The 21302-nt window shown below is 39.2% G+C and carries 12 protein-coding genes; 7 read left to right on the top strand and 5 right to left on the bottom strand.

Features of this window, described 5'->3' with window-relative positions; genetic code table 11:
* Positions 1-122: 122 nt before the first annotated feature.
* Together HQN86_RS02765 and HQN86_RS02760 are read right to left on the bottom strand one after the other, a co-directional pair.
* On the bottom strand, positions 123-1604 hold the full coding sequence (locus HQN86_RS02765; RefSeq protein WP_172659518.1) for a L,D-transpeptidase scaffold domain-containing protein: 1482 nt from the start codon (positions 1602-1604) through the stop codon (positions 123-125).
* Positions 1605-1951: 347 nt separating this feature from the next.
* Positions 1952-4126 carry a DUF5916 domain-containing protein gene (locus HQN86_RS02760; RefSeq protein WP_172659517.1) on the bottom strand — a complete coding sequence of 725 codons (2175 nt, stop codon included), beginning with the start codon at positions 4124-4126 and terminating at the stop codon, positions 1952-1954.
* 209 nt (positions 4127-4335) lie between these two features.
* On the opposite strand from HQN86_RS02760, the gene HQN86_RS02755 reads away from it, so the two are divergent.
* Together HQN86_RS02755 and HQN86_RS02750 are read left to right on the top strand one after the other, a co-directional pair.
* Positions 4336-5193: a 3-keto-disaccharide hydrolase gene (locus HQN86_RS02755; RefSeq protein WP_172659516.1), complete on the top strand. Its 858-nt coding sequence runs from the start codon at positions 4336-4338 to the stop codon at positions 5191-5193.
* A 34-nt stretch (positions 5194-5227) separates the two neighbouring features.
* Positions 5228-7834: a DUF7133 domain-containing protein gene (locus tag HQN86_RS02750; RefSeq protein ID WP_172659515.1), complete on the top strand. Its 2607-nt coding sequence runs from the start codon at positions 5228-5230 to the stop codon at positions 7832-7834.
* 134 nt (positions 7835-7968) lie between these two features.
* Here HQN86_RS02750 and HQN86_RS02745 read toward each other — a convergent pair whose 3' ends face one another.
* Together HQN86_RS02745 and HQN86_RS02740 are read right to left on the bottom strand one after the other, a co-directional pair.
* Positions 7969-10323 (bottom strand): TonB-dependent receptor, encoded by a 2355-nt coding sequence (locus HQN86_RS02745; protein WP_172659514.1) that lies wholly within the window; start codon positions 10321-10323, stop codon positions 7969-7971.
* A 21-nt stretch (positions 10324-10344) separates the two neighbouring features.
* Entirely contained in the window at positions 10345-11592 is a 1248-nt protein-coding gene (locus HQN86_RS02740) for a cystathionine gamma-synthase family protein (protein ID WP_172659513.1), read from the bottom strand.
* A gap of 133 nt (positions 11593-11725) precedes the next feature.
* On the opposite strand from HQN86_RS02740, the gene HQN86_RS02735 reads away from it, so the two are divergent.
* From HQN86_RS02735 to HQN86_RS02720, 4 genes are read left to right on the top strand one after another with little or no spacing between them, the layout of a single operon-like run.
* Positions 11726-14710, top strand: coding sequence for a glycoside hydrolase domain-containing protein (locus HQN86_RS02735; protein WP_172659512.1), 2985 nt, complete (start codon positions 11726-11728; stop codon positions 14708-14710).
* Between the two features lie 31 nt (positions 14711-14741).
* The gene (locus HQN86_RS02730) at positions 14742-15215 is read left to right on the top strand and encodes a TspO/MBR family protein (protein WP_172659511.1); all 474 of its coding nucleotides are present in this window, start codon (positions 14742-14744) and stop codon (positions 15213-15215) included.
* A 46-nt stretch (positions 15216-15261) separates the two neighbouring features.
* Positions 15262-17592 (top strand): patatin-like phospholipase family protein, encoded by a 2331-nt coding sequence (locus HQN86_RS02725; protein ID WP_172659510.1) that lies wholly within the window; start codon positions 15262-15264, stop codon positions 17590-17592.
* A complete protein-coding gene (locus tag HQN86_RS02720; protein WP_172659509.1) occupies positions 17589-18119 on the top strand; it encodes a hypothetical protein in 531 nt (176 codons plus the stop codon). Before HQN86_RS02725 ends, HQN86_RS02720 begins: the two co-directional genes overlap by 4 nt.
* 9 nt (positions 18120-18128) lie before the next feature.
* On the opposite strand, the gene tamL is transcribed toward HQN86_RS02720, so the two are convergent.
* Entirely contained in the window at positions 18129-20522 is a 2394-nt protein-coding gene (gene tamL / locus HQN86_RS02715) for a translocation and assembly module lipoprotein TamL (RefSeq protein WP_172659508.1), read from the bottom strand.
* Between tamL and HQN86_RS02710 the strand changes: the two genes are divergently transcribed.
* Positions 20513-21262 carry a TrmH family RNA methyltransferase gene (locus tag HQN86_RS02710; RefSeq protein ID WP_172659507.1) on the top strand — a complete coding sequence of 250 codons (750 nt, stop codon included), beginning with the start codon at positions 20513-20515 and terminating at the stop codon, positions 21260-21262. The genes tamL and HQN86_RS02710 overlap by 10 nt on opposite strands.
* Positions 21263-21302: the final 40 nt, after the last annotated feature.

Raw genomic sequence — 21302 nt, 5'->3', positions numbered from 1 at the left:
GATTTTCTGAATCTTACCTAAAAAAATGATTTGCGTATTATAATTGGTGGCAAAGATGCCCCTAGCAAATCAAAAAAAATAAGGGTAATTGAATTTATGGCAAAAATAAGACTAAACGCCACCTAATAGAGTTGAGAAAAAGGAAAAGATACCTGTTTATATAAAACATCATCCAAACCATAGATGTCCTTATAGAAATGAACAACACCCTTTTTATCCGCCCAGGCAGTATAATAGGTAATACAAACAGGTACCTGAAGAGGTAGTCCGATATATTTTGCTCTTGGATAACCATTAGCCATCGCTTTTTTTATCTGATCAAACTTTGGTCCTTTACCAAACAGTGCATAAGCAAGGTTTAAAGGTTGTTCGACCCGCACACAACCATGGCTCACTGCCCTTATACTTTGCTTAAATGGCGATTGTGTAGGTGTATCATGGAGGTAAACGCTACTCTCATTATTAAAAAGAAATTTGATCCTGCCAAGGGGATTTTGCTCGCCCGGCTGTTGTTTAAATGAATAAGAACCTGTTTCTTCAGATTGCCAGTCGATAGCTTTCGGATCGCCCACAAGCTTACCATTCCGGTATACGTTGATATCGTTGTTAGCAAAATAATACCTGTTTCTTTTTGCGTACGTGATGATCTCATTACTTGCAATGCTTTGCGGGATATTCCAAACCGGATTTACCTGTACACTATAGATCATGCTGCTCAGTTGAGGAGTTTCCTTATTCACTTCCTTTTCACCAACACAAACCTTCATGCGAAGCACCACTTTTCCGCTATCTATCACACTCAACATAAACTCTGGAATATTTACCAGCACATATTTATCAGCGGTAGGCTTGTTTTTCCACCTCAATCGTTCCAGGTTTACCATTAGAGTGCGATAAATACTGTCACTTTCCTTTTCCGATTTTAGTGCTTTTTGCAAAGCCAGGTATTGTTTGTCTTTTGGTTGTATGCTATCAAGGTAAGTTTTGATATTTCTTACTTCAAAAACCTGTATAATACTCATGCTATCGGGTCGCAATGTTGGACTGCTATAATTAATATAAACCCTTGCCGGATCGGTAATCCCAAATTGCAAAGCATTACTATATTTGATCATTGCATCGGCAATGACCAATTCAAGCTCCATAGCATCCTGATAAACTTCCCATTCTTTTCTCCGGGAATCTTTATCATTATAATTATCCAATAACTTTTTTATACGGCTTACCGAAAAAACTTCCGGATCTATCCCATGAACATTCGCGTTCCCTAAATAATCCTCTAAAGTTCGTAGCTGATTATCCGGCATAAAGCGGGACACGAGTACAGGTTGAAATTCATTTCTCTTATAAAAAGAGTCAATTTGCTCTGGATAAGTAAAAGTAAGGTGGCTGGCTTCAAAAACTTTTTTGAATTCGGCTGCGACATCCATTTTTTCAGCATGTTTCTTTAAAATTGGAGGCTCTATTTTATTTAGCCGCACCAGTGGTGTTGGTGTAGCAGTACGCTTAACGGTACAGGATAGGCAAAACAATATACAAGTCATCATGACAATGGCCACCTCCCTCAGAAAAGGGAGTTTAAGGGGATGATCTATATTAAACATCTCGATGAGACTTATTATTCACTAACAAATAAAGTAACAACTTGTTTTGTCAGCATCCCCCTCTTCTTTGTGAAATATTGCCAGGTGGTTGCCTTGAGCTTTTTAAGCGGTTTATTCGGCTCCCATCCGAAACAACCCCAAAAAACGCCTTAGCAACCTCCTAAGCAACATCCTGGCACTAGCCAGAAATATCAATACGTCTAAATTTATGAAAATGCTACGAAGCATTTGTAGTTTTTTTGAAAAAAAGCATAAAATAACCCGCGACAAATGAATGTCGCAGGCTATTTAAATTAACGCTCTCGATACAAACATAGGGAGCAATTATGAAGATTTGATGAATTTTTTTAAATATTTAACCAATACACCAATTTTATTACCAAAGCCCTGTTTTTAACAGCAAAAGGTTCGGGCAAATAGTTATCAGTATATACAATAAACAGATCTGAAGCAGGGCGATATCTCCATTGGAACCTCGTATTTACATTCATATTTTTCATTTGCTCGTTGTATTGCACAAAGCCGGTAAGAAACAATGTATTTGTCATGGTAACATCCAGCCTTGGGCCTACAAGCCAGAAATCGTTGTATCCCCATGGTTTGGGCAGGTTCAGCTTATTGTAGTTTGCACTTAGTGCAATACTTACATATGGTTGAAAACGATAACCAAATTCCCCACCTAATGTTAATCGTTTACCATCGGCATAATAGCCTCCATAGCGAGCATTCAATGCATATGTAAACAAGCTCTGAGGTTTAGACACATAATCGGCCCCAACGGTTGTCCAATTGTGCTCACTTCCAGCTACAAGCGTATCTATTTTAGTACTTACCGGATCAAAGGGTTGCAGAAGCTTAATGTAAGTACCAGACCCCCATACGGTAAGTGTGTTCCTGCTTCTAAACACCATTCCATAAGATGCCAACAGCTCGTTATCCGTACGGTGCATATTTTCATCAAAGAAATTGGTAGATGTAATTTGTGGCCCATGACTCAGTAATGGTCCTTTCTTTGGAAAGAAAAGACGGGTAATCTGTGGCATCATTTTAACATATCCCTGGCGGGGCACGTAACCTACCTCAGCAGTATAATTGCGGCCTACATATTCATGTTGCCAGCTAATGTTCCATTTACCACTTGTGTATTGCAGGTTAGCGGCATGCGTCCAGTCGTGTCCACTTTTCCCCGGACTAAAAGATTTAAGTACCATTGCCTTCCCAGTCCAGAAGTTATTGGCCGAAGCCAGATTATATTCCATCCCAAAGTTCCTGTTGTAACGGGAATAAGTAGCTGTGCCCGGTGCCAGATCACTTGGATTATAATTTAAAGATTCTTTATTGATCAATAAAAAGCCAACATTAGAGCGGGCAAATACACGACGCTGCAGGGCTGCAACCGTGAAATTCTGAGCGGGCAAAGCAGTAGAGTTCTGTTTCTCTGTTTGCATATTCATAATGCCCAGCCTCCAATCCTTGTTTAATTTACCGCTTAAGCGTGCACCAAATTTAATGGGTACCCCCAGGCCTATCCTGCGGGAAAAGAAAGGTCGAATACCTGCATACCCGAAATTGGTAAACTGGTCTCCATTTTCCAGAAAGAACTGCCTTCTTTCAGGGTAAAATAACTCAAACCTATCTAAATTAGTGACTTGTTTATCTACATCTACCTGCGAAAAATCAGGATTTACGGTAAGATCAAGGTTTAAGGAAGAGGTAATAGCCACCTTAGCATCTAGTCCTATATCCTTACGATATGTTGATGGCTTATCCGTTTCATAATCTTTAATAACGCCACCAAGTGCATACGGGATTAGAGAAACAGTAGTACCTGGGTCTGGCGGTGGCATATCCCATACCAGCGTACCGGTATAAGCTAAGGAAGCTGATGGAAACTGTCTTGGTACAGGTGCCCAACTACTTTTTTCCGTAGTTTTCAGATCATTTCTGCCGAAGTTTATCCCCCATTTTGTAATACCTTTCTTATATCTGATACTTTTAAATGGGATTACAGCTTCAAAAACCCACTTATCGGGATAGTTCTTTACTACAGATTGCCATTTATTGTCCCAGCTCAGATCTACCTTACCGCCATCATACATTAGGCCATCCCATTGTGCACCCGCAGCATTGGCACCAAATGCGAAACCATTGGTTTGATCATCAAATGGATCCATGAACATAATAAAGTTGTCGTTTTTTAAAAAGGAAAAATCACGGCGCAGAGATTCTACCATATAAGGGCCGGGTGCCCCGTTATAGTTTACTACTGAAAGGTAAAGATTCTGCTGATCGTAGGTCATCCGCACATCAGTACGCACTTTGGCATAACTGGTATCCATTGGCAGGATCATGTAGAAATCTGATGCTACGTCGGCATCTTGCCAGGCTTGCTCATCTAATTCCCCATCTATCTTAATGGTCGACGAAGCTTTATTGATATGTAACTGATAAGCATCATTTTTTTTTTGAGCTGAAACAGATAAACAGAAAAAGAAAGCAAGTAAAAAGAGGCTAATTCGCACAATAGGTTAGGTTCGGTTAAGAGGCCCAAAGTATAAAAAAAAGATAGGCGCTGCAATATTGTAATTGTAACATGATGAACATAATAGCCCCAAAACCCTAGGAGACTGAAAAAATTTAATAAAAAAACAGGTCGAAACAACAAAGTGGCTTTATCTAAAAAAGATTATTCCTAAGTTTACAATGAAAAACCTACACATAAACCACAATAATGAAACAAAACTTCATTTCTACAATGTTCAGGGTAGCAATTGCCCTGAGTTTACCCCTGATTTTCTTTGGCTGCTCAGTTAAGCAATCCTCACCAAGCCCAAAATGGGAACAAATGTTCGATGGAAAGGACTTAAATGGCTGGGATGTAAAAATAAGAAAGCATGATCTGAATGACAATTACGGAAATACTTTTAGTGTTAAAGACGGAAACATTCAGGTTAGATATGACAAATATTCAGAATTTGATGAGCAATATGGTCACCTGTTTTACAAAAAACCTTACTCATATTATCTTATAGGAGTAGAGTATCGTTTTGTTGGAGATCAAGTAAAAGGCGGTCCGGGATGGGCATACCGCAACAGCGGCATCATGATCCATGGTCAGGATCCTGCTACGATGAAAAAAGATCAGGATTTCCCTAACTCTATAGAAGTTCAGCTATTGGGCGGCGCTGGCAATGGCGAACGCTCAACTGCAAACCTATGTACCCCTGGTACTCAATTTGTAAAAGACGGCAAAGTGATCAAAACCCATTGTATTGAATCTAACTCAAAAACTTTCAATGGCGATCAATGGGTACGCGTTGAAGTTCTTGTACTTGCAGACTCTTTAGTGGTTCACTATGTGAATGGCGAAGAGGTATTACGCTACACCAGACCACAGTTAGACCCTGTTGGCGGTGCTGCAGAGGGCCAGCTTTTAAAAGGCGGTTCTATTTCATTACAAAGCGAAAGCCATCCGGTAGATTTCAGAAAAGTTGAAATCATCAATTTAGAAAAGTATGCCAAGAGCCCTGCTAAATTACAGGAAGTGGTTCAAAAACTAATGGCAGAAAAAAGAGTAGCAAAACAATAACACACTTACGTTAAACACTTAATAGAATACACAAATGATTAAATTTTCTTTAAGCCTTATTTATTCCCTGATACTATTCCTGGGAATAAAAAGCTTCGTGGGCGAACCAAAAACCACCTCTTTTGACCCTCCTGAATTAACAATTACGCCGTTTGCCGGCCCTGATGTTACACCAAGTCCCGCTTGTCTGGCTGTTGCTGCAACAGGCGAAGTTTTTGTAGGTGTTGATATGATCGGATCATTAGGAAAAGATCCGGGCAAAGGCCGTATCCTTAAACTTGTTGATAAAGACAACGATGGTAAAATGGACCAGCATGTAGAATTTGCAATGGTTGATAACCCTCGTGGTATTATCGTGCAAGGCGATAAGGTCTTTGTATTACACACAACCTTCTCTAAAGAAACTGGTAAAGCTACAGGAATGGCGCTGGTAGTTTTTGAAGATAAAGATGGTGACGGAAAGGCTGATGGTCCTGCAAAACCTCTAATTGAAAACCTTAGTAATACTAAATACATTCAGGAACGTGGAACAGACCACGCTACAAATGGAATCAGAATGGGTATAGATGGTTGGATTTACATTTCTGTTGGTGATTTTGGATTTCATAATGCAGTAGATCGTTCTGGCAAAAAACTAACCATGCTTGGTGGTGGTATTGTCCGCGTGCGCCCTGATGGCACCGAAATGGAAATATTTATTCATGGAACGCGTAACGTTTATGATGTGGCTATTGATCCGTACATGAATGTTTTCACAAGAGAAAACACCAATGATGGTGGTGGATGGAATGTTCGCTTTTCGCATTTTATCCAATCTGGAGAATATGGATATCCTGTTTTGTTTCAACACTTTACTGATGAAATATTACCGGCATTAGTAGATGTTGGTGGAGGTTCAGGTACCGGCGCTTTATTTATGAGCGAACCAACCTGGCCTGAAAAATACAACAACGTTCCAATGATGGCTGATTGGGGAAGAAGCATGCTCTATATCCATAGAGTTACACCTGATGGGCCTACTTTCACCCAAAAAGAAGAAGAGTTTATTAAACTTCCTCAAATCACAGATTTAGATGTTGACGGATCGGGCAGACTTTACCTTTCTGCATGGGATGGCGCAGGTTATTCTGGTAGCCCAAGTAAAGGTTATGTAGTTCGTGCAGTACCAAACAACTGGACATATAAAGCATTCCCAAATGTTGAAAAAGCCTCTGTTAAACAATTAGCAGAATTGCTTAAATCAGCCAGTGCAGTAGCCCGTTTAGCTGCTTCGCAGGAGCTGATTAACCGTTCGAACAAACAAGCTACTGCAGCTGCTTTAAAAATTGCTTCCGACAAAAAATTTCCTTTATATGCACGTGTTGCTGGTATTTACACTTATGCACAAGCTGCTGGTGTTGATGGAATCCCTGCTTTATTAGCATTTACAAAAGAAGATGCGATGAGAGAGTTCGCATTGAAAACACTTGCAGATCGCAAAAACAACTTACAAAATGTTCCAACTGAGCCGTTTTTAGAGGGACTTAAAGATCCTTCTCCACGTGTTCAAGCTGTTGCTGCAATAGGACTAGGTCGTTTAGGACATGTAGAAACTGCCACTGCCCTATTACAAACCAAAGTTCCTGCATCATTTGTAGAACCTGCTAAAGATGTAGAGGGTCCTCATGCTACTCCTAATCCCGCTATTGTTCAACCTCACTTAGCTGTACAGGCATTAATAAACCTTAAAGCTGTGGATGCTACTATAGCAGCAATTAATGGTGAAAATTCAACGCTTGCATTGTGGGCTTTACGTTATATGCATGATCAAAAAGCGGTTAATGCATTAATTGATGCGTATCAGAAATCGAATGACGAAAAGTTTAAAACACAAATCCTGACAACATTGGCTCGACTTTATAAGAAAGAAGATGCTTATGATGCGTCATGGTGGTGGGGTACAAGACCAGATTCTCACGGTCCATACTATAAAGCAGTATTATGGGAAGGTTCTCCGGCCATAGAGAAATTCCTTGTAGGAGAATCAGAGAAAAAAGGTGCCAGCGGCAAGCAATTTTTCGCAGACTTAGATTCCCGCAATCGTATGGATATCGCTGCATTTGCTACCGAAGAAAAAGTTGCTGCTACCGAAGAGCCTAAAGTAGATCTTGAAAAGATTAAGAATCAAAAAGGCCAGGTTGGTAAATCATCTATTGAGGATGTTTTATTGGCCATCAATAAATTAGAAGGTGACGCGGTTAAAGGTAAAGCATTATTTACCCGTCAGGGATGTATTGCCTGCCATAGCATCAGCAAAGGCGAAAAAATGAAAGGACCATTTATGGGCCAAATCGGTTCTATTATGAATCGTGAGCAAATTGCTGAGTCTATCCTTAAACCAAGTGCTTCAATTTCGCAAGGATTTGCTACAGTGATGATCTCTGCTAAGGGAGATAAAACTTATATGGGCTTTATTACTGAAGAAACAGCTGCTAAGGTTGTGATGCGTAATATTGCCGGTGAAGTTTTCACTATTAAAGCAAGCGATATCTTATCGCGCAAAGAAATGGATTCATCTATGATGCCAGCGGGTTTAGCCAATTCATTGTCGTACGATGAACTTGCTTCACTTGTTACTTTCCTTTCTCAGCAAAAGAAATAATTTAGGCGATCGTCTGAAACGCTGTCGTCATCTCGAACGCATGTGAGAGATCTCTTGTTTAAACATGATTCAAGAGATCTCTCACATGCGTTCGAGATGACGACAGCGCCTGGACGGTCACTTAAGAATCACCTTTAAAACCTTCCTGCCAGTGAAATTCCATATGTTTTCGGATTACCCAAATGGGCAGCACCGAAATCATAAACATAATCTACATAGGTTTTATCACTCAAATTTCTTCCCCAGAAAAACACGTCAAATCTCTTATTAGAAACACCAATTTTTGCATTGAACAGATGATAGCCTTTTTGCTCAAACCGGTTTTGAAGATCAAAAAATTGATCTCCTGTATACGCCCACTCACCTCGTGCAATCAAATTCAGCTTATTAAGGTTTTCAATTTGATAGCCGTACTGCAATGCAAGCATAGAAGTCATTTCCGGTGTGTAGATCTGTTTGTTGCCATCAAAATTCACAACCGCCTTATCTACCGGCAAACTCAATGATTTATATTTTGCATCAGTATAGCCAAAGTTATAATCAACGCTTAGTCCTTTAACAGGTCTGGCCGAAAGTTCAACCTCAACACCTTTACTACTTAATTTTCCTGCATTTCTGGTTATTGTTATTGCATCTGGCAAGATCAGTACAGGTATTTGTGCATCTGTAAGTCTAACATAAAAAGCGGCAACATTAACGCTTAAGCGTTGATCGAAAAAGGTATTTTTAGATCCAAACTCCAGATTATTACCATATTCTGGTTTGTAGGCCACTAAAGGTCTTGCAGTTCTGTCGGAACCGATTTGTGTAAGACCGCCAGCACGAAAACCTCTGCTGTAAGTTGCATAAAGGCTATGGTCAGCCACAAACAAATAAGCAAGACTAACTTTAGGAGATAATGCGTTGAAAGTAGCAGTTGCGCTGGTATCTTTTTGTTCAACTATAGGCTGCGTCTCGCCAGGCATTAACATCTCTCCATATACCCCTTGCTTTTTATGCTCATAATCATAACGTAAACCGGCAGTGGCCGACAACTCATCTGTTATTGCATAGCTAACCTGCCCAAAAGCAGCTAAGCCAAAGCCCTTCCCTTTGTTAATACTTATGATATTAAGACCAGGCATAGACCCTACCATTTCCGCATCTTCACCAAAAGACAAGCCTTGTTTTACCGGGTTTTTCTGATAGAAGCCATACACGCCTCCTACCCATTTAAGCTTTGAAGTAGACGATGAAGGAGAACTGAACTTGAACTCCTGAGTTAAAACCTGTATTTTATTCCAGTCCTTACCATAGTTATTAATAAGAGAAATTCCATCGATCGGTGAAAAATCACTGTCTATGGGTTTATCATAATACCTGTAGTTAGACTGATAAGCACTTTGAGAAGTAAAATTAAAACCATCACCAGCATAATTTGCAGACAATGAAGCGTTAAACAAGTTATCAAACATCTTTGTTAACGTATTCTGGTTTACTTTAAAAGGGCTACTTAATGCATCCTCAACAGAAGCCACTAATGGAAATGTTCCGTCATTACGGTTCTCATTATGTTTTACATTTAAAGTTAAATCAAACTTTGAACTGCCCTGAAATTTCAGATAATAATTTCCCAGGTAGCCATGTAAACGATCATATTTTTTATTGTTAAACTCATTGGTATAAAATCCACTTTGCCTGTTAACCAGACCTGCTGCACCAAAAAACAACTTATCCTTAATTAGAGCAGTTCTGATACCTGCGCTATAACGCTGCTGACCATAATTCCCGAAATCAACACCTGCAAAACCAGTTGTATAATTTGCGGGCTTTTTGGTGATAATGTTAATTACCCCACCCATTGCATTTCTGCCATACAAAGTGCCCTGAGGGCCACGCAATACTTCTATCCGTTCTAAATCAAACAGAGAAGAAATGTATGTATCCAATCCAAATTGATTTACACCATCAATATATGTAGCTACCGCCGGATCGTAAGAAGTTGTAGTAATACCTCTTATTGAGGTTACATTCCTTCCATCACCAGGGTTACTGCTATAAAGATTTGGAACAATAGCCGACAAATCTCTGGTGTTCTGTATCCTGTAATCATTCACTTTTGCTGATGAAAAAACAGATATACTGGAAGGTATATTCTGAACATTTTCTTCAGTTTTCTGTGCAGAAACAATTACTTCATCCAACTTCAACCCGGCATCTTCTAAAGTAATATTCAGGCTCCTGTTATCATCGGTTACCAGTTTATTTATTGCTGCATAACCCACCGCGCTGAACCTTAAACTTACTTTGCCCGAGGGAACATTAACAAGTTCAAAAGCACCTGTCAAATCTGTAACTGTACTTAAATTTTTATTTAATACCTGTACCGTTACTGCATCAACAGGAACTCCCTTAGCGTCTTTAACCGTTCCTGAAATCTTATTCTGTTGTGCACTCGCTGCAAAACAGATGAAAATGCTTAAACACAAGCACGCTATTATTCTATTCATTCTATTTCTTTTGTACAATTATTAATTGGAAACAGCCTCAAAAGCAGCGCTGAAATCCCCAATAAGATCCTCTATATCTTCAATACCTACAGACAATCTAACCATAGAATCAGGGATTCCCATTTCATCACGTCTTTCTTTACCTAATTCGAAGAATATGGTATGAGCAACGGGAATTGCAAGTGTACGGGTATCACCAAGGTTGCTTGATTTGATAACCAGTTTAAGCTCATTCAGGAACTTAAAGCAATCGATGCCATCAACTAGTGCAAAACTCAGTAATCCGCCATAGCGATGGAACAAGCTTGAAGCAAGTTCATGCTGAGGGTGACTTTTCAATCCAGGATAATAAACTTTACTGATTAAAGGATGCTTATCAAGAAATTCTGCAAGTGTAGCCGCGTTACTGCAAGCACGTTCAAGCCTTAAAGCAATAGTTTCAGAACCCACAGAAATACTATGCGCTGCTTCAGGAGCAAGCGTGCCACCACCATCACGTAAACCTCTTTTTCTTATTTGCGTCATTCCCTGCATTTCCGGACGGATCTGCTCGCGGATTATTGGTGCAATGTTAGGAAAGCTAAGCCAATCGAATAAGCCCGTATCAGTTACACTTCCACCTAATGCATTACCATGACCGCCAATATATTTTGTTAAAGAGTTAATGATAAGACTAGCCTTTACTGCAACCGGACGGAACAAGTAAGGTGATGTCATTGTATTATCTACTACATAGATCAATTTTTTGTCTTCACAAAAATCACCTATAGCACCTAGATCTGATATTTGGGTAGCAGGGTTTGCAATGGTTTCTACAAATACCATTCTGGTATTTTCCTGATAGGCATTTTTAATATTCTGAACATCAGTTGCATCAACAAAAGAGATGCTCAGGCCCATCTCCATATATGTCTGCATAATACTTCTGGTATTACCAAAAAGGTATGAACTTGCAATAATATGGTCGCCTGCTTTTATTAAAGCCAGTATGGTAGAAGAAATGGCAGCCATTCCGGTAGCAAAAGAAACAGTAGCAAGACCCTGTTCCATTTGTGTTACTTTATGCTCAAGTGCAGTTGTTGTTGGATTGCCCTGACGGGAATAAGCATAACCCTTTGTTTTGTTTTGAAAAACATTTACCAAGCCCTGGACATCATCGTATCCCCAGGTTACTGCGTTATGAACAGGTTGATGTAATGCACCGAATTCTGGTTTCAAAAGACGGTCTGAATGAAGTATGGTGGTTGTAAATCCTTTTTTATCGCTCATTTAAACTTAATTTATTCAAGAAAACAAACTTCCATCTTTTATTTTAAAAAAAAGACGTTTTGCATAGGAAATCTGAAATATTACCAGTCTATTAACAGAATGGTTACTTTTACCATTAAATCTAAAACACACAATGAAACCATCTTTAGTACTCATTTTCATCTTATTCCTGATTACAGGAGTTAGCGCTCAACAAATTAAATACGGTACCGGAAACGACAGTTGGAATCCCGACTCTCTGGGGAACCATAGAGCTGTACTAACGGTAAGCGCAGCTGGAAATGTAGCAAAAGCAACTATCGAATGGCGAAGAAGAGACACCCATCCCGAGCTTAAGGATATTTGGGTGGTTGATGCAAAAACCAACAGCAGAATCACAGATGTAAAGGCGGCAAACATCAGCAGAGAACAAGGGACCATCTATTTTGAGCCAACCTCAGGAGCCGGCACTTATTATGTTTACTACATGCCGTACCAGGTAGAAGGACGTTCAAATTACCCAAATGCTCAGTATAGAAAGGCTCCGACGGCTGAGAGTCAGTGGCCAAAATCAACCGCAAACGCTGTACCTGCCAAACTTGTACGCATAGAGGCAATTAATGCAATGAGCAGTTTCTACCCTATGGAAGTAATTGCTACCGCAGCAGAAACTAAAAACCTGATTAAACAACATCCACAAAAAGACTATCTTGTTTTTACTGAAGACAGGGTTAATCCTATAAAAATGCAGGACGATCTGCCTCAGTTATGGATCACAAAAGGATTAAAGAACGCTTTCTCCGGAACAGCATCTAAAGGAGAAAACTACACCTATCAGCTCGGTATTTATCCGGTAAAAAAAGATATTAATGATGTTAAAGTTACCTTCAGCGATCTAAAAAATAAAGCAGGCAAATCCATTTCTGCAAAAGCTTTTTCATGTTTAAATACCGATGGCGTTAACTGGGACGGCAGCCCGTTACATAAAACTGTAAACGTAGCCAAAAACAAAGTTCAGGCCTTATGGATACTTGCTGATATCCCTAAAGACATTAGCGCAGGTATTTATACAGGTACAGCAACTGTTAGCGCCAAAGGCTCGGCCAGTACAATTATCCGGATTGTGCTAACAGTAAACAACACTGTCCTGGCAGATGGAGGTATAAATGAACCGCAAAAACAAACCCGACTTAAATGGTTAAATTCAACCATGGCAGAGAAAAATGAGGTTATTGCTCCTTACATTCCTCTTGTTATAAACGACAAAACCATTTCTCTGCTGGGCAGAAAGTTCACCATAAATCAGGACGGCTTACCTGCTCAGATACAAACATTCTTTACACCGGAGATGACAGAATTATCGGCCACTCCAAAAAACATCCTTACCGAGCCTGTTCATTTTCATGTAACTAGACCAAACCATAAAGATATTAAATTTAAAACTTCCGAAATTACCTTTACAGATAAGCAGCCGGGCATTGCAAAGTGGACTTCAAAAAGCACATCCGACAGTTTAAACATGGAGGTAAATGCCTCACTTGAATTTGATGGTTTTGTATCGTATACAGTTAAATTCATCGCTGTAAATGATATTAAACTGAGCAACATCAGCTTGCATCTTCCCTTCACCCCAACCGCTGCTAAATACATGATGGGCCTTGGTCAGAAAGGTGGTTATCGCCCGGATTCCTTAAACTGGAAATGGGATGTAGCCAACAAAAACCAGGATGGCGCCTGGATAGGCGATGTAAATGCAGGTTTACAATATTCACTAAGAGACAATCATTATGTACGTCCTTTAAATACAAACTTCTATTTACAGAAACCTTTGCTATTGCCAACATCATGGGGCAACGAAGGTAAAGGCGGTATTAAAATCGCTAAAAAAGGACAGGCCATTCTGGCCGACAATTACAGCGGAGAACGCCTGATGAAAAAGGGCGATACGTTATATTACAACTTCACTTTACTAATCACTCCTTTCCACCCAATCAATACCGACTTTCAGTGGAGCAACCGCTTTTATCATAAATACAACAATCTGGACACCATTAAAGCAACAGGTGCAACACTAATAAACATACACCATGCTACGCCTATTAATCCATTCATCAATTACCCTTTTATTGCCCACAAGGAAATGAAAACCTATATTGATGAAGCACATTCAAAGGGGCTTAAGGTTAAAATTTACAATACGGTCCGCGAGTTATCGAACAGTGCTTACGAGACATTCCCATTGCGCAGCTTGGGTCACGAAATTTACTCGCCAGGTAAAGGCGGTGGCTATTCCTGGTTACAGGAACACCTTGGCGAAGATTACATAGCGGCATGGTATGTACCCGAAATAAAAGATGCAGCTGTTGTGAACAGTGGAATGAGCCGCTGGCACAACTATTATGTTGAAGGCATGAACTGGCTGGTTAATAATGTTGGCATAGACGGGCTCTATCTGGATGATGTAGCTTTCGACAGAACTACAATGAAACGCGTAAAAAGTGTACTTACCCAAAACGGACATCCTGGCATTATAGACCTGCACTCGGCAAACCAATACAATAAAAGCGATGGCTTTAACAACAGTGCAAACCTATATATGGAGCATTTCCCTTATCTAAACCGTTTATGGTTTGGTGAGTATTTCGACTACGAGAAAAGCACTCCTGATTTCTTTTTAACAGAATCTTCGGGCATACCATTCGGGCTAATGGGCGAAATGCTGCAAGACGGTGGTAACGCATGGCGCGGAATGGTTTACGGAATGACTAACCGCATGCCATGGAGCGATGGCGCAGACCCTCGTGCAATATGGAAAGCCTGGGATGATTTTGGTATGCAGGGCACTAAAATGATCGGCTATTGGGTAGAAAACAATCCGGTTAAAACCAACAACCCTGATGTATTGGCAACCATTTATAAGAAAGACAAAAGTGTGCTGATAGCACTTGCAAGCTGGGCTAAAGAGGATACAAAAATAAAACTGAGCATAGACTGGAAAGCATTGGGAATTGACCCGGCAAAGGCAACAATAACTGCCCCTGAGATTAAGAACTTTCAACCCTCAAAAACTTTTGCTGCAATAGATGAGATCCCGGTAACAAAAAACAAAGGCTGGATGATTGTTGTTAAAGAAAATTAACTTGTAACATTGCACAACAATTTAACAGAACATGAGATTTAAACCATTTGCCTTTATTATTAATATTGCTATTCCTTTAGCTATGGGTGCTATCGGCGCATGGTTTACTTCTCAATATGTTAAAACATGGTACGTAACCCTAAATAAACCCTCTTTTAACCCACCGAATTGGGTATTTCCACCGGTATGGACTACCCTTTTTATTTTAATGGGAATTGCCGCCTATCTGGTTTGGTTAAAAAGAAAAGAAGTTCAACATTTCAATCGTACAGTTGCAATATATCTTATACAGCTTGTTTTAAATGTAATGTGGTCGTTCCTTTTCTTTTACGCCCACGAAATTGGGCTGGCACTTTTTGAAATCATTGCCCTGCTGCTCGTCATCATTATAAACGCAATGGTATTCTATAAAATTGACAAAACTGCAGGTTTACTCTTCATTCCGTATATATTATGGGTCGGCTTTGCTACCATTTTAACCTACAGCATATTTTCGTTAAACTGATTAATCAGATCGCCTTTATGAAATAAAACTCCTATTTTTATGAGCCATGCTTATAAAAAGATTACTCTTCCTTTTTCTATTTATAACCGCATTAAATGTAAATGCGCAAAAGGTAGGCTTGGTACTGAGTGGCGGTGGGGCCAAGGGGCTTGCCCACATAGGCATATTAAAAGCACTCGAAGAAAACAATATCCCAATTGATTACATTACCGGAACTTCTATGGGTGGCATTGTTGGTGCAATGTATGCAGCGGGGTATTCGCCAACCGAAATAGAGAAAATAGCTTTAAGCAGCAATTTTCAGGATTGGGTAAGCGGAAGATTCAAGAGCGATTACAGCTTCTTCTTTCAGAAGAAAAACATTAACCCCTCAATAATTACAGCAAAGCTCTCTGTCGACTCTAATTTAAGATTCAATTTCAGGTCAAATCTGGTAAATGATATCCCTTTAAACTTCGCCCTGCTAGAGCTCTTCGCCCAGGCATCAGCTATTTCAAAAGATAATTTCGACAATCTGTTTGTCCCTTACCGCTGCATGGTATCTGATGTGTTGTCGCAAAATAGCATAACCGTAAAAAAAGGCAGTTTAGCCGATGCCGTTAGAGCAACCATGACTGTCCCTTTGATTTACCGACCTATAAAATTAGACGACAAGTACGTTTTTGATGGCGGTCTGTATAATAATTTTCCGGCCGATGTAATGAGAGATACTTTTAATCCTGATGTAATTATTGGCTCAAATGTATCTTCAAAAAACTTCAATGAATACCCTAAAAACAATGATGAGCGGTTAATGAACCGCCTAATGGTTTTTATGTTTCTTTCTAAATCAGACTCTACCCTTATTGGCCCAAATGGTATTTATATCCAGCCAAACCTAAGGGGGTATACTTCAACCAATTTCAACCCGGTAGAGGAACTGATAAAACAAGGCTATGATGCAACCATTGCCGATATGGACCAGATCAAGAAAAAGATAAGCAGACGCATAACCACAGGAGATCTGATGATTAAAAGAACTCAGTTCAACAATAAAAAACCCAACCTGCTTTTTAGCGGCGTAACCGTATCCGGAGTAAATGCTCAGCAAAAAAAATACATCGAGCGTCTTTTCAAAAGAGATCAAAACACCTTTGACCTTGATGATATTAAGCAAGGCTATTACAAACTTGTAGCAGATGAAACCTTTGAAACCATTTACCCCAAGATAACGTACAACCCGGTGTCGGACAGTTATAATTTCGAAATTGTAGCCAAACCACAAAAAAGCTTTAAAATTGACTTTGGGGGGAACATATCCACCCGACCAATCAGTAATGTATTTCTTGGAATGCAGTACAACTACCTAAACCAGAAATCGTATACTTTTGGCACTAACTTATATTCGGGGCGGTTTTACGAATCTATACAAGTAAATGGAAGGATAGATTATCCTTCTCGTTTACCATTATTCCTTGCTATGGAAATGACCTATAATCACTTTGACTACTATAAAACCAGTTCTATTTTTATTGAAAACCCTCATCCTACATATATTGAGCAGACAGATAGAAAAATAGATTTAAAGATCGGTTTTCCGCTAAACCGGAATACCAAGGTAACACTGAATACTGCCTTTATTAACAATTACGATGGCTATAGTCCGAATAACACCTTTGAGATTGGGAATAAATTAGACAAAACTGTGTTCAATGCTTCCAGATCTACCTTTGCTTTTGAACAGTACACCTTTAATCGCAAGCAATACGCCAATAAGGGCCGTAATTTCCTGTTAAGTCTGAATTATTTTGCAGGGAGAGAGAGCTACACACCCGGCAACATTACCGACGGTTTAACAGAATCTGCGGAACTTGTGGCAAGCAAAACTGAAGTAAACAGAAAATACCGGCAATGGTTCAATTTAAAGGTTAGCGATGAAAATTACTTCCTCGCAAAACATAAATATTCTTTAGGATACCTACTCGAAGCTGTAATTTCAAACCAGCCTTTATTTTCTAACTACTACTCTACTATACTTGCTTCGCCTGCATTTTATCCATTGCAAGACAGCAGATCTGTATTTTTAGAAAACTTTAGGGCCACCAGTTACTTTGCAGGAGGAATTAAAAACGTATACAGCATTAAAAGAAATCTTGACTTAAGAGTTGAAGGTTATGTGTTTTTGCCATATCAGAAGTTTGAGAAGGTAGGCTTCCAGGGAATAGACCGTATGAAACCGCTTACCAAATGGCAGTATGCGGCAACTGCAGGGCTGGTGTACCATACCCCGGTTGGGCCTATAAGTTTTAGTTACAATTTATATGACGACCCGATAAAAAGAAACGGGGTTTTACTACATTTGGGGTATCTGATTTACAATAAACGATCTATAGAATGAGAAGAATATATTTGTTGATATTGCTGTTGGTAATGTGTGTTTCCGGCTTTGCTCAAAATGCAGACATCAATAATTTTATAGTTAAAGAGAGCCTGCTCAAAAACAGCAAGCTTGCCATTATAGCAGCTGATTCTTTAGATATACCTATAGAAAAGATTAATGGCACTTACACTTTTAGTGTAAGCGGTTTTACCCAGCCTATTAAATTTAATGGAGGTGTTGGTGTGCTGCCATTACAATTGGAACGGTCGGCCTTTGTATATATAAAACATCAGAACGATACTGGCACCCACAGCAAACTTTTATATGTTCATAAAAAGGACGGCACCTTAACTCCGTATGTGATCAACAGTATGTGGTTAATATTATTCCCTGCACTGATCATCTTTTTGGCTTTTGCATTTAGGAAGTTCATTATAGCTGCAGTGATTATCCTTTTAATATTCATCTACTTTAATCACAGCAACGGTTTAAACCTGTCTACTTTCTTCGAGACTATATTTGATGGCTTAAAGCGAATGTTTTAAGCAGAGCGCTTAAAAAGGCATTCCTATACCAAAATTGTATTGCACAAAGCGATACCTTTCCGGACTATGGGTAAGGTAATAATCGTCTTTAAACTTCTTATTTCCAGTAAAGAATCGTTTGAACATCCATTGATCGGAACCTTCAAACTGTGGGTCTTTAAGTTTTAAACCCACATCAAACCTAAATACAAAGTACTGCACATCGTACCTGAAACCCATACCAGTGCCCAGGGCAATTTGACTGCCCAGTTTTTTGAAATCAAAATAGGTAGATGGCGTACCGGTTCTGGTCACATTCCATACGTTACCGGCATCTAAAAACACAGCACCTTTCAATTTGGCTCCAAAAAACTTATTCAAGAGTTTATATCTGTATTCTAAATTCGCCTCAATATGCAGCTCGCCAAGCTGATCAAGGCCATATAATGCTCTTCTTAAGGTATCAGTATCAAGCGCCTTTCCCCTATCATAATTTCCAGGCCCCAGGGTTCTGGCCTGCCAGGCCCTAATGCCGCTTGAACCTCCTGCGAAGAACAATTTCTCGAACGGGACCGAATTAGAGTTACCATAAGCATAGCCAATTCCGCTGTTTAAACGGGCAACAAACTGTTTCTCTCCCCCAAGGTTTTTATACCAGCGCAAATCTATCTCCGGCCGCATATATTGGTTAAACGGCAATCCAAATATTGTAGCATATACACTATCTTTCAGATTAGCTTTATTACCAGTAAGACTTGTTGCCAGTTGTAACATGTTACCAGCTAAATCCATGCTTCCCCTAAAATAAATAAAGCTTTCATTTGTCAGCAGTTTATCGGCATTTAGGGAATATGTGTATTTGATACCAAGGGTGATATCTCTTCTGTCTAACAATAAAAGATTATAAAAATTCTTAAGTAACTCTCCTTTATTATTTGGATCTTCAGCATCAAAAAGAAGTCCTCCAAATCTATACTCAAAGTTTAAAGGGGTCACAGAATGGTATTTAGATTTCGATTCTACAAATTCGTAAGTTAGCGAACTAAGAAATACATGGCGTTCAAAAAAACTTTTTTGCTGTGCATATACGTAACTGGTAGAGAATATGGTATGTGGCATACCACCTCTTCTGCCCGGTCTGGCAGTAATAAACGGCAACATTAATCTGGGAACGGTCAGATTAGCACTAATTGAAAAATCGCGCTGATAAATATCCTTGAATATTGAATTCCCCTGCCCAATTCTGGATTGCAGTCCTCCTTTAACCTGAAATTCAAATCGTTCAGCCCCGCGGAACATGTTGTTGTTTGTATACGTATTTGATAAAGTAAAACCAACAGTACCGGCATTAAAAGGCACCTCCCCCTCTACCCGGTTGCTCATTATTTTTTGAGGAATTAACTGGATAACCGGGAACACTTTATTGACACTGTCTTTTGGCCTGTTATAATCTATCTTAACATTTTTAAAAACGTTAAGCTCATACATACGATCATAGGTAAGGTTCTCATTGTAGATATTATAAATCTCGCCCTGATGAAGAAAGTTATACCGTACTATAGGATTCCTCCGAAACTTTTTAGAGAGGTCGGTATACCTTAAACCCCTAAAAACCTTATCGTTCATGTTAAGCGTATCAGGAAAACCATCTGCATTTGGGGCAATAATTACGTTGGTCTCACCAATATAAAACTGCTCATGCTTGGGTTTATCCTGAGGGTTATCTATAATCAGAGTAACATTAGCCTTGCTGGAATTTAAGTTCGAATCGACCTCGTATTTTACGTATGGCCTCGCGAAATCGAAATAGCCCTTCTCCTTCATCACAGTATAGATTCGATCACGTTCGTGGGCTAAAGAATCATCATCATACCTCATCCCCTCTTTCAGAAAAGTTTCAGCGGCCCTACTTTCCATGTAGAATTTATTAACAAGTTCATCAGCGATTTCATACTTTATTTTATTGACATGAAAAACAGGCCCCGGACTTGCCTTAAAAAAAACATCAGCACGTTTCTTTTTAACCTTTATCTCTGATTTTACTTTCGCCATAAAATACCCTTTGCTCATCAGAAATCTTTCAATTTGACCGCGGGAGATCTCTACCAATGCACTATCAAGAATTGGAGGAGGCGTACCAAGCGGTTTTATATTGGAAGTTTTATAACGGCCATCTTTAGTATTGAACATGTTATAAATAATAACATTGATACCAATTGTAGATGTGGGCCTGATATCTTTTTGAATATAATTGAGTGCTTCTTCCTCAAAAGCTTTATCTATGCTGTCAATTTCTACATTTTTAACAATAGATTGGTAGTCCGCAATATATTTTGTTGAGGAGCATCCCGTAACAAAAACCAGAATAAATAGTAATATTGCATGAAAATGGACATTCCTTTTATTATTATAGTATGCTTTCAAAATCTCAGATAGGGTTTATAAAATCGTTACATCAAAAAAAGTACCGTAAAGAAAATGGGATATTTATTATTGAAGGTATAAAATCTATTGTAGAGTTTATTCAATCTTCATACCAAATACATAGCATTTATTATCTGGCTCAATATCAGTCTTTACTGCCCAATTTGCCTGCAAATATAAAGTTATTTGAAATAAACAACGCCGAACTGGATAAGATTAGTACTTTACAAACTCCGCAAGGTGTACTGGCTCTTGTACACATCCCTAAAAGCCGCAGTTTTGATATAAGTAGTCTAAAAGGATCATTTTCTTTGGTGCTTGATGGAGTTCAGGATCCGGGTAATCTGGGTACTATTATTCGCACAGCCGATTGGTTTGGGTTTAAACAGATTATATGTTCTAACAACACCGTTGAAATTTATAACCCAAAAACAGTACAGGCTACAATGGGATCTTTGAGCAGGGTAAATGTTTATTACGAAGAACTTTCTGGATTTTTAAAAGATATTAAAGTACCTATTTTTGGTGCAGTTCTTAATGGAACGAGTATTTATGAAACAAAATGGGGAAATGAAGGCATCGTGATTTTGGGTAATGAAGGACAAGGGATAACACCCGAAATCATAAATTTAATTACCAATCCGGTAACAATACCAAGGGTTGGAGAGGCTGAGTCATTGAACGTTGCAATATCGGCAGCAATTCTTTGTGCAGATATTAATAGAAATTTGCAGAAATAAATTGCATAATAAGTATTATTTACTATTTTTGCAGCCTGAA

It is taken from the genome of Pedobacter panaciterrae (assembly GCF_013204795.1).
Lineage (GTDB): Bacteria > Bacteroidota > Bacteroidia > Sphingobacteriales > Sphingobacteriaceae > Pedobacter > Pedobacter panaciterrae.
The sequence above is the reverse complement of the archived record's forward strand: the minus strand, read 5'-3'. Positions and strand labels throughout refer to the sequence as shown.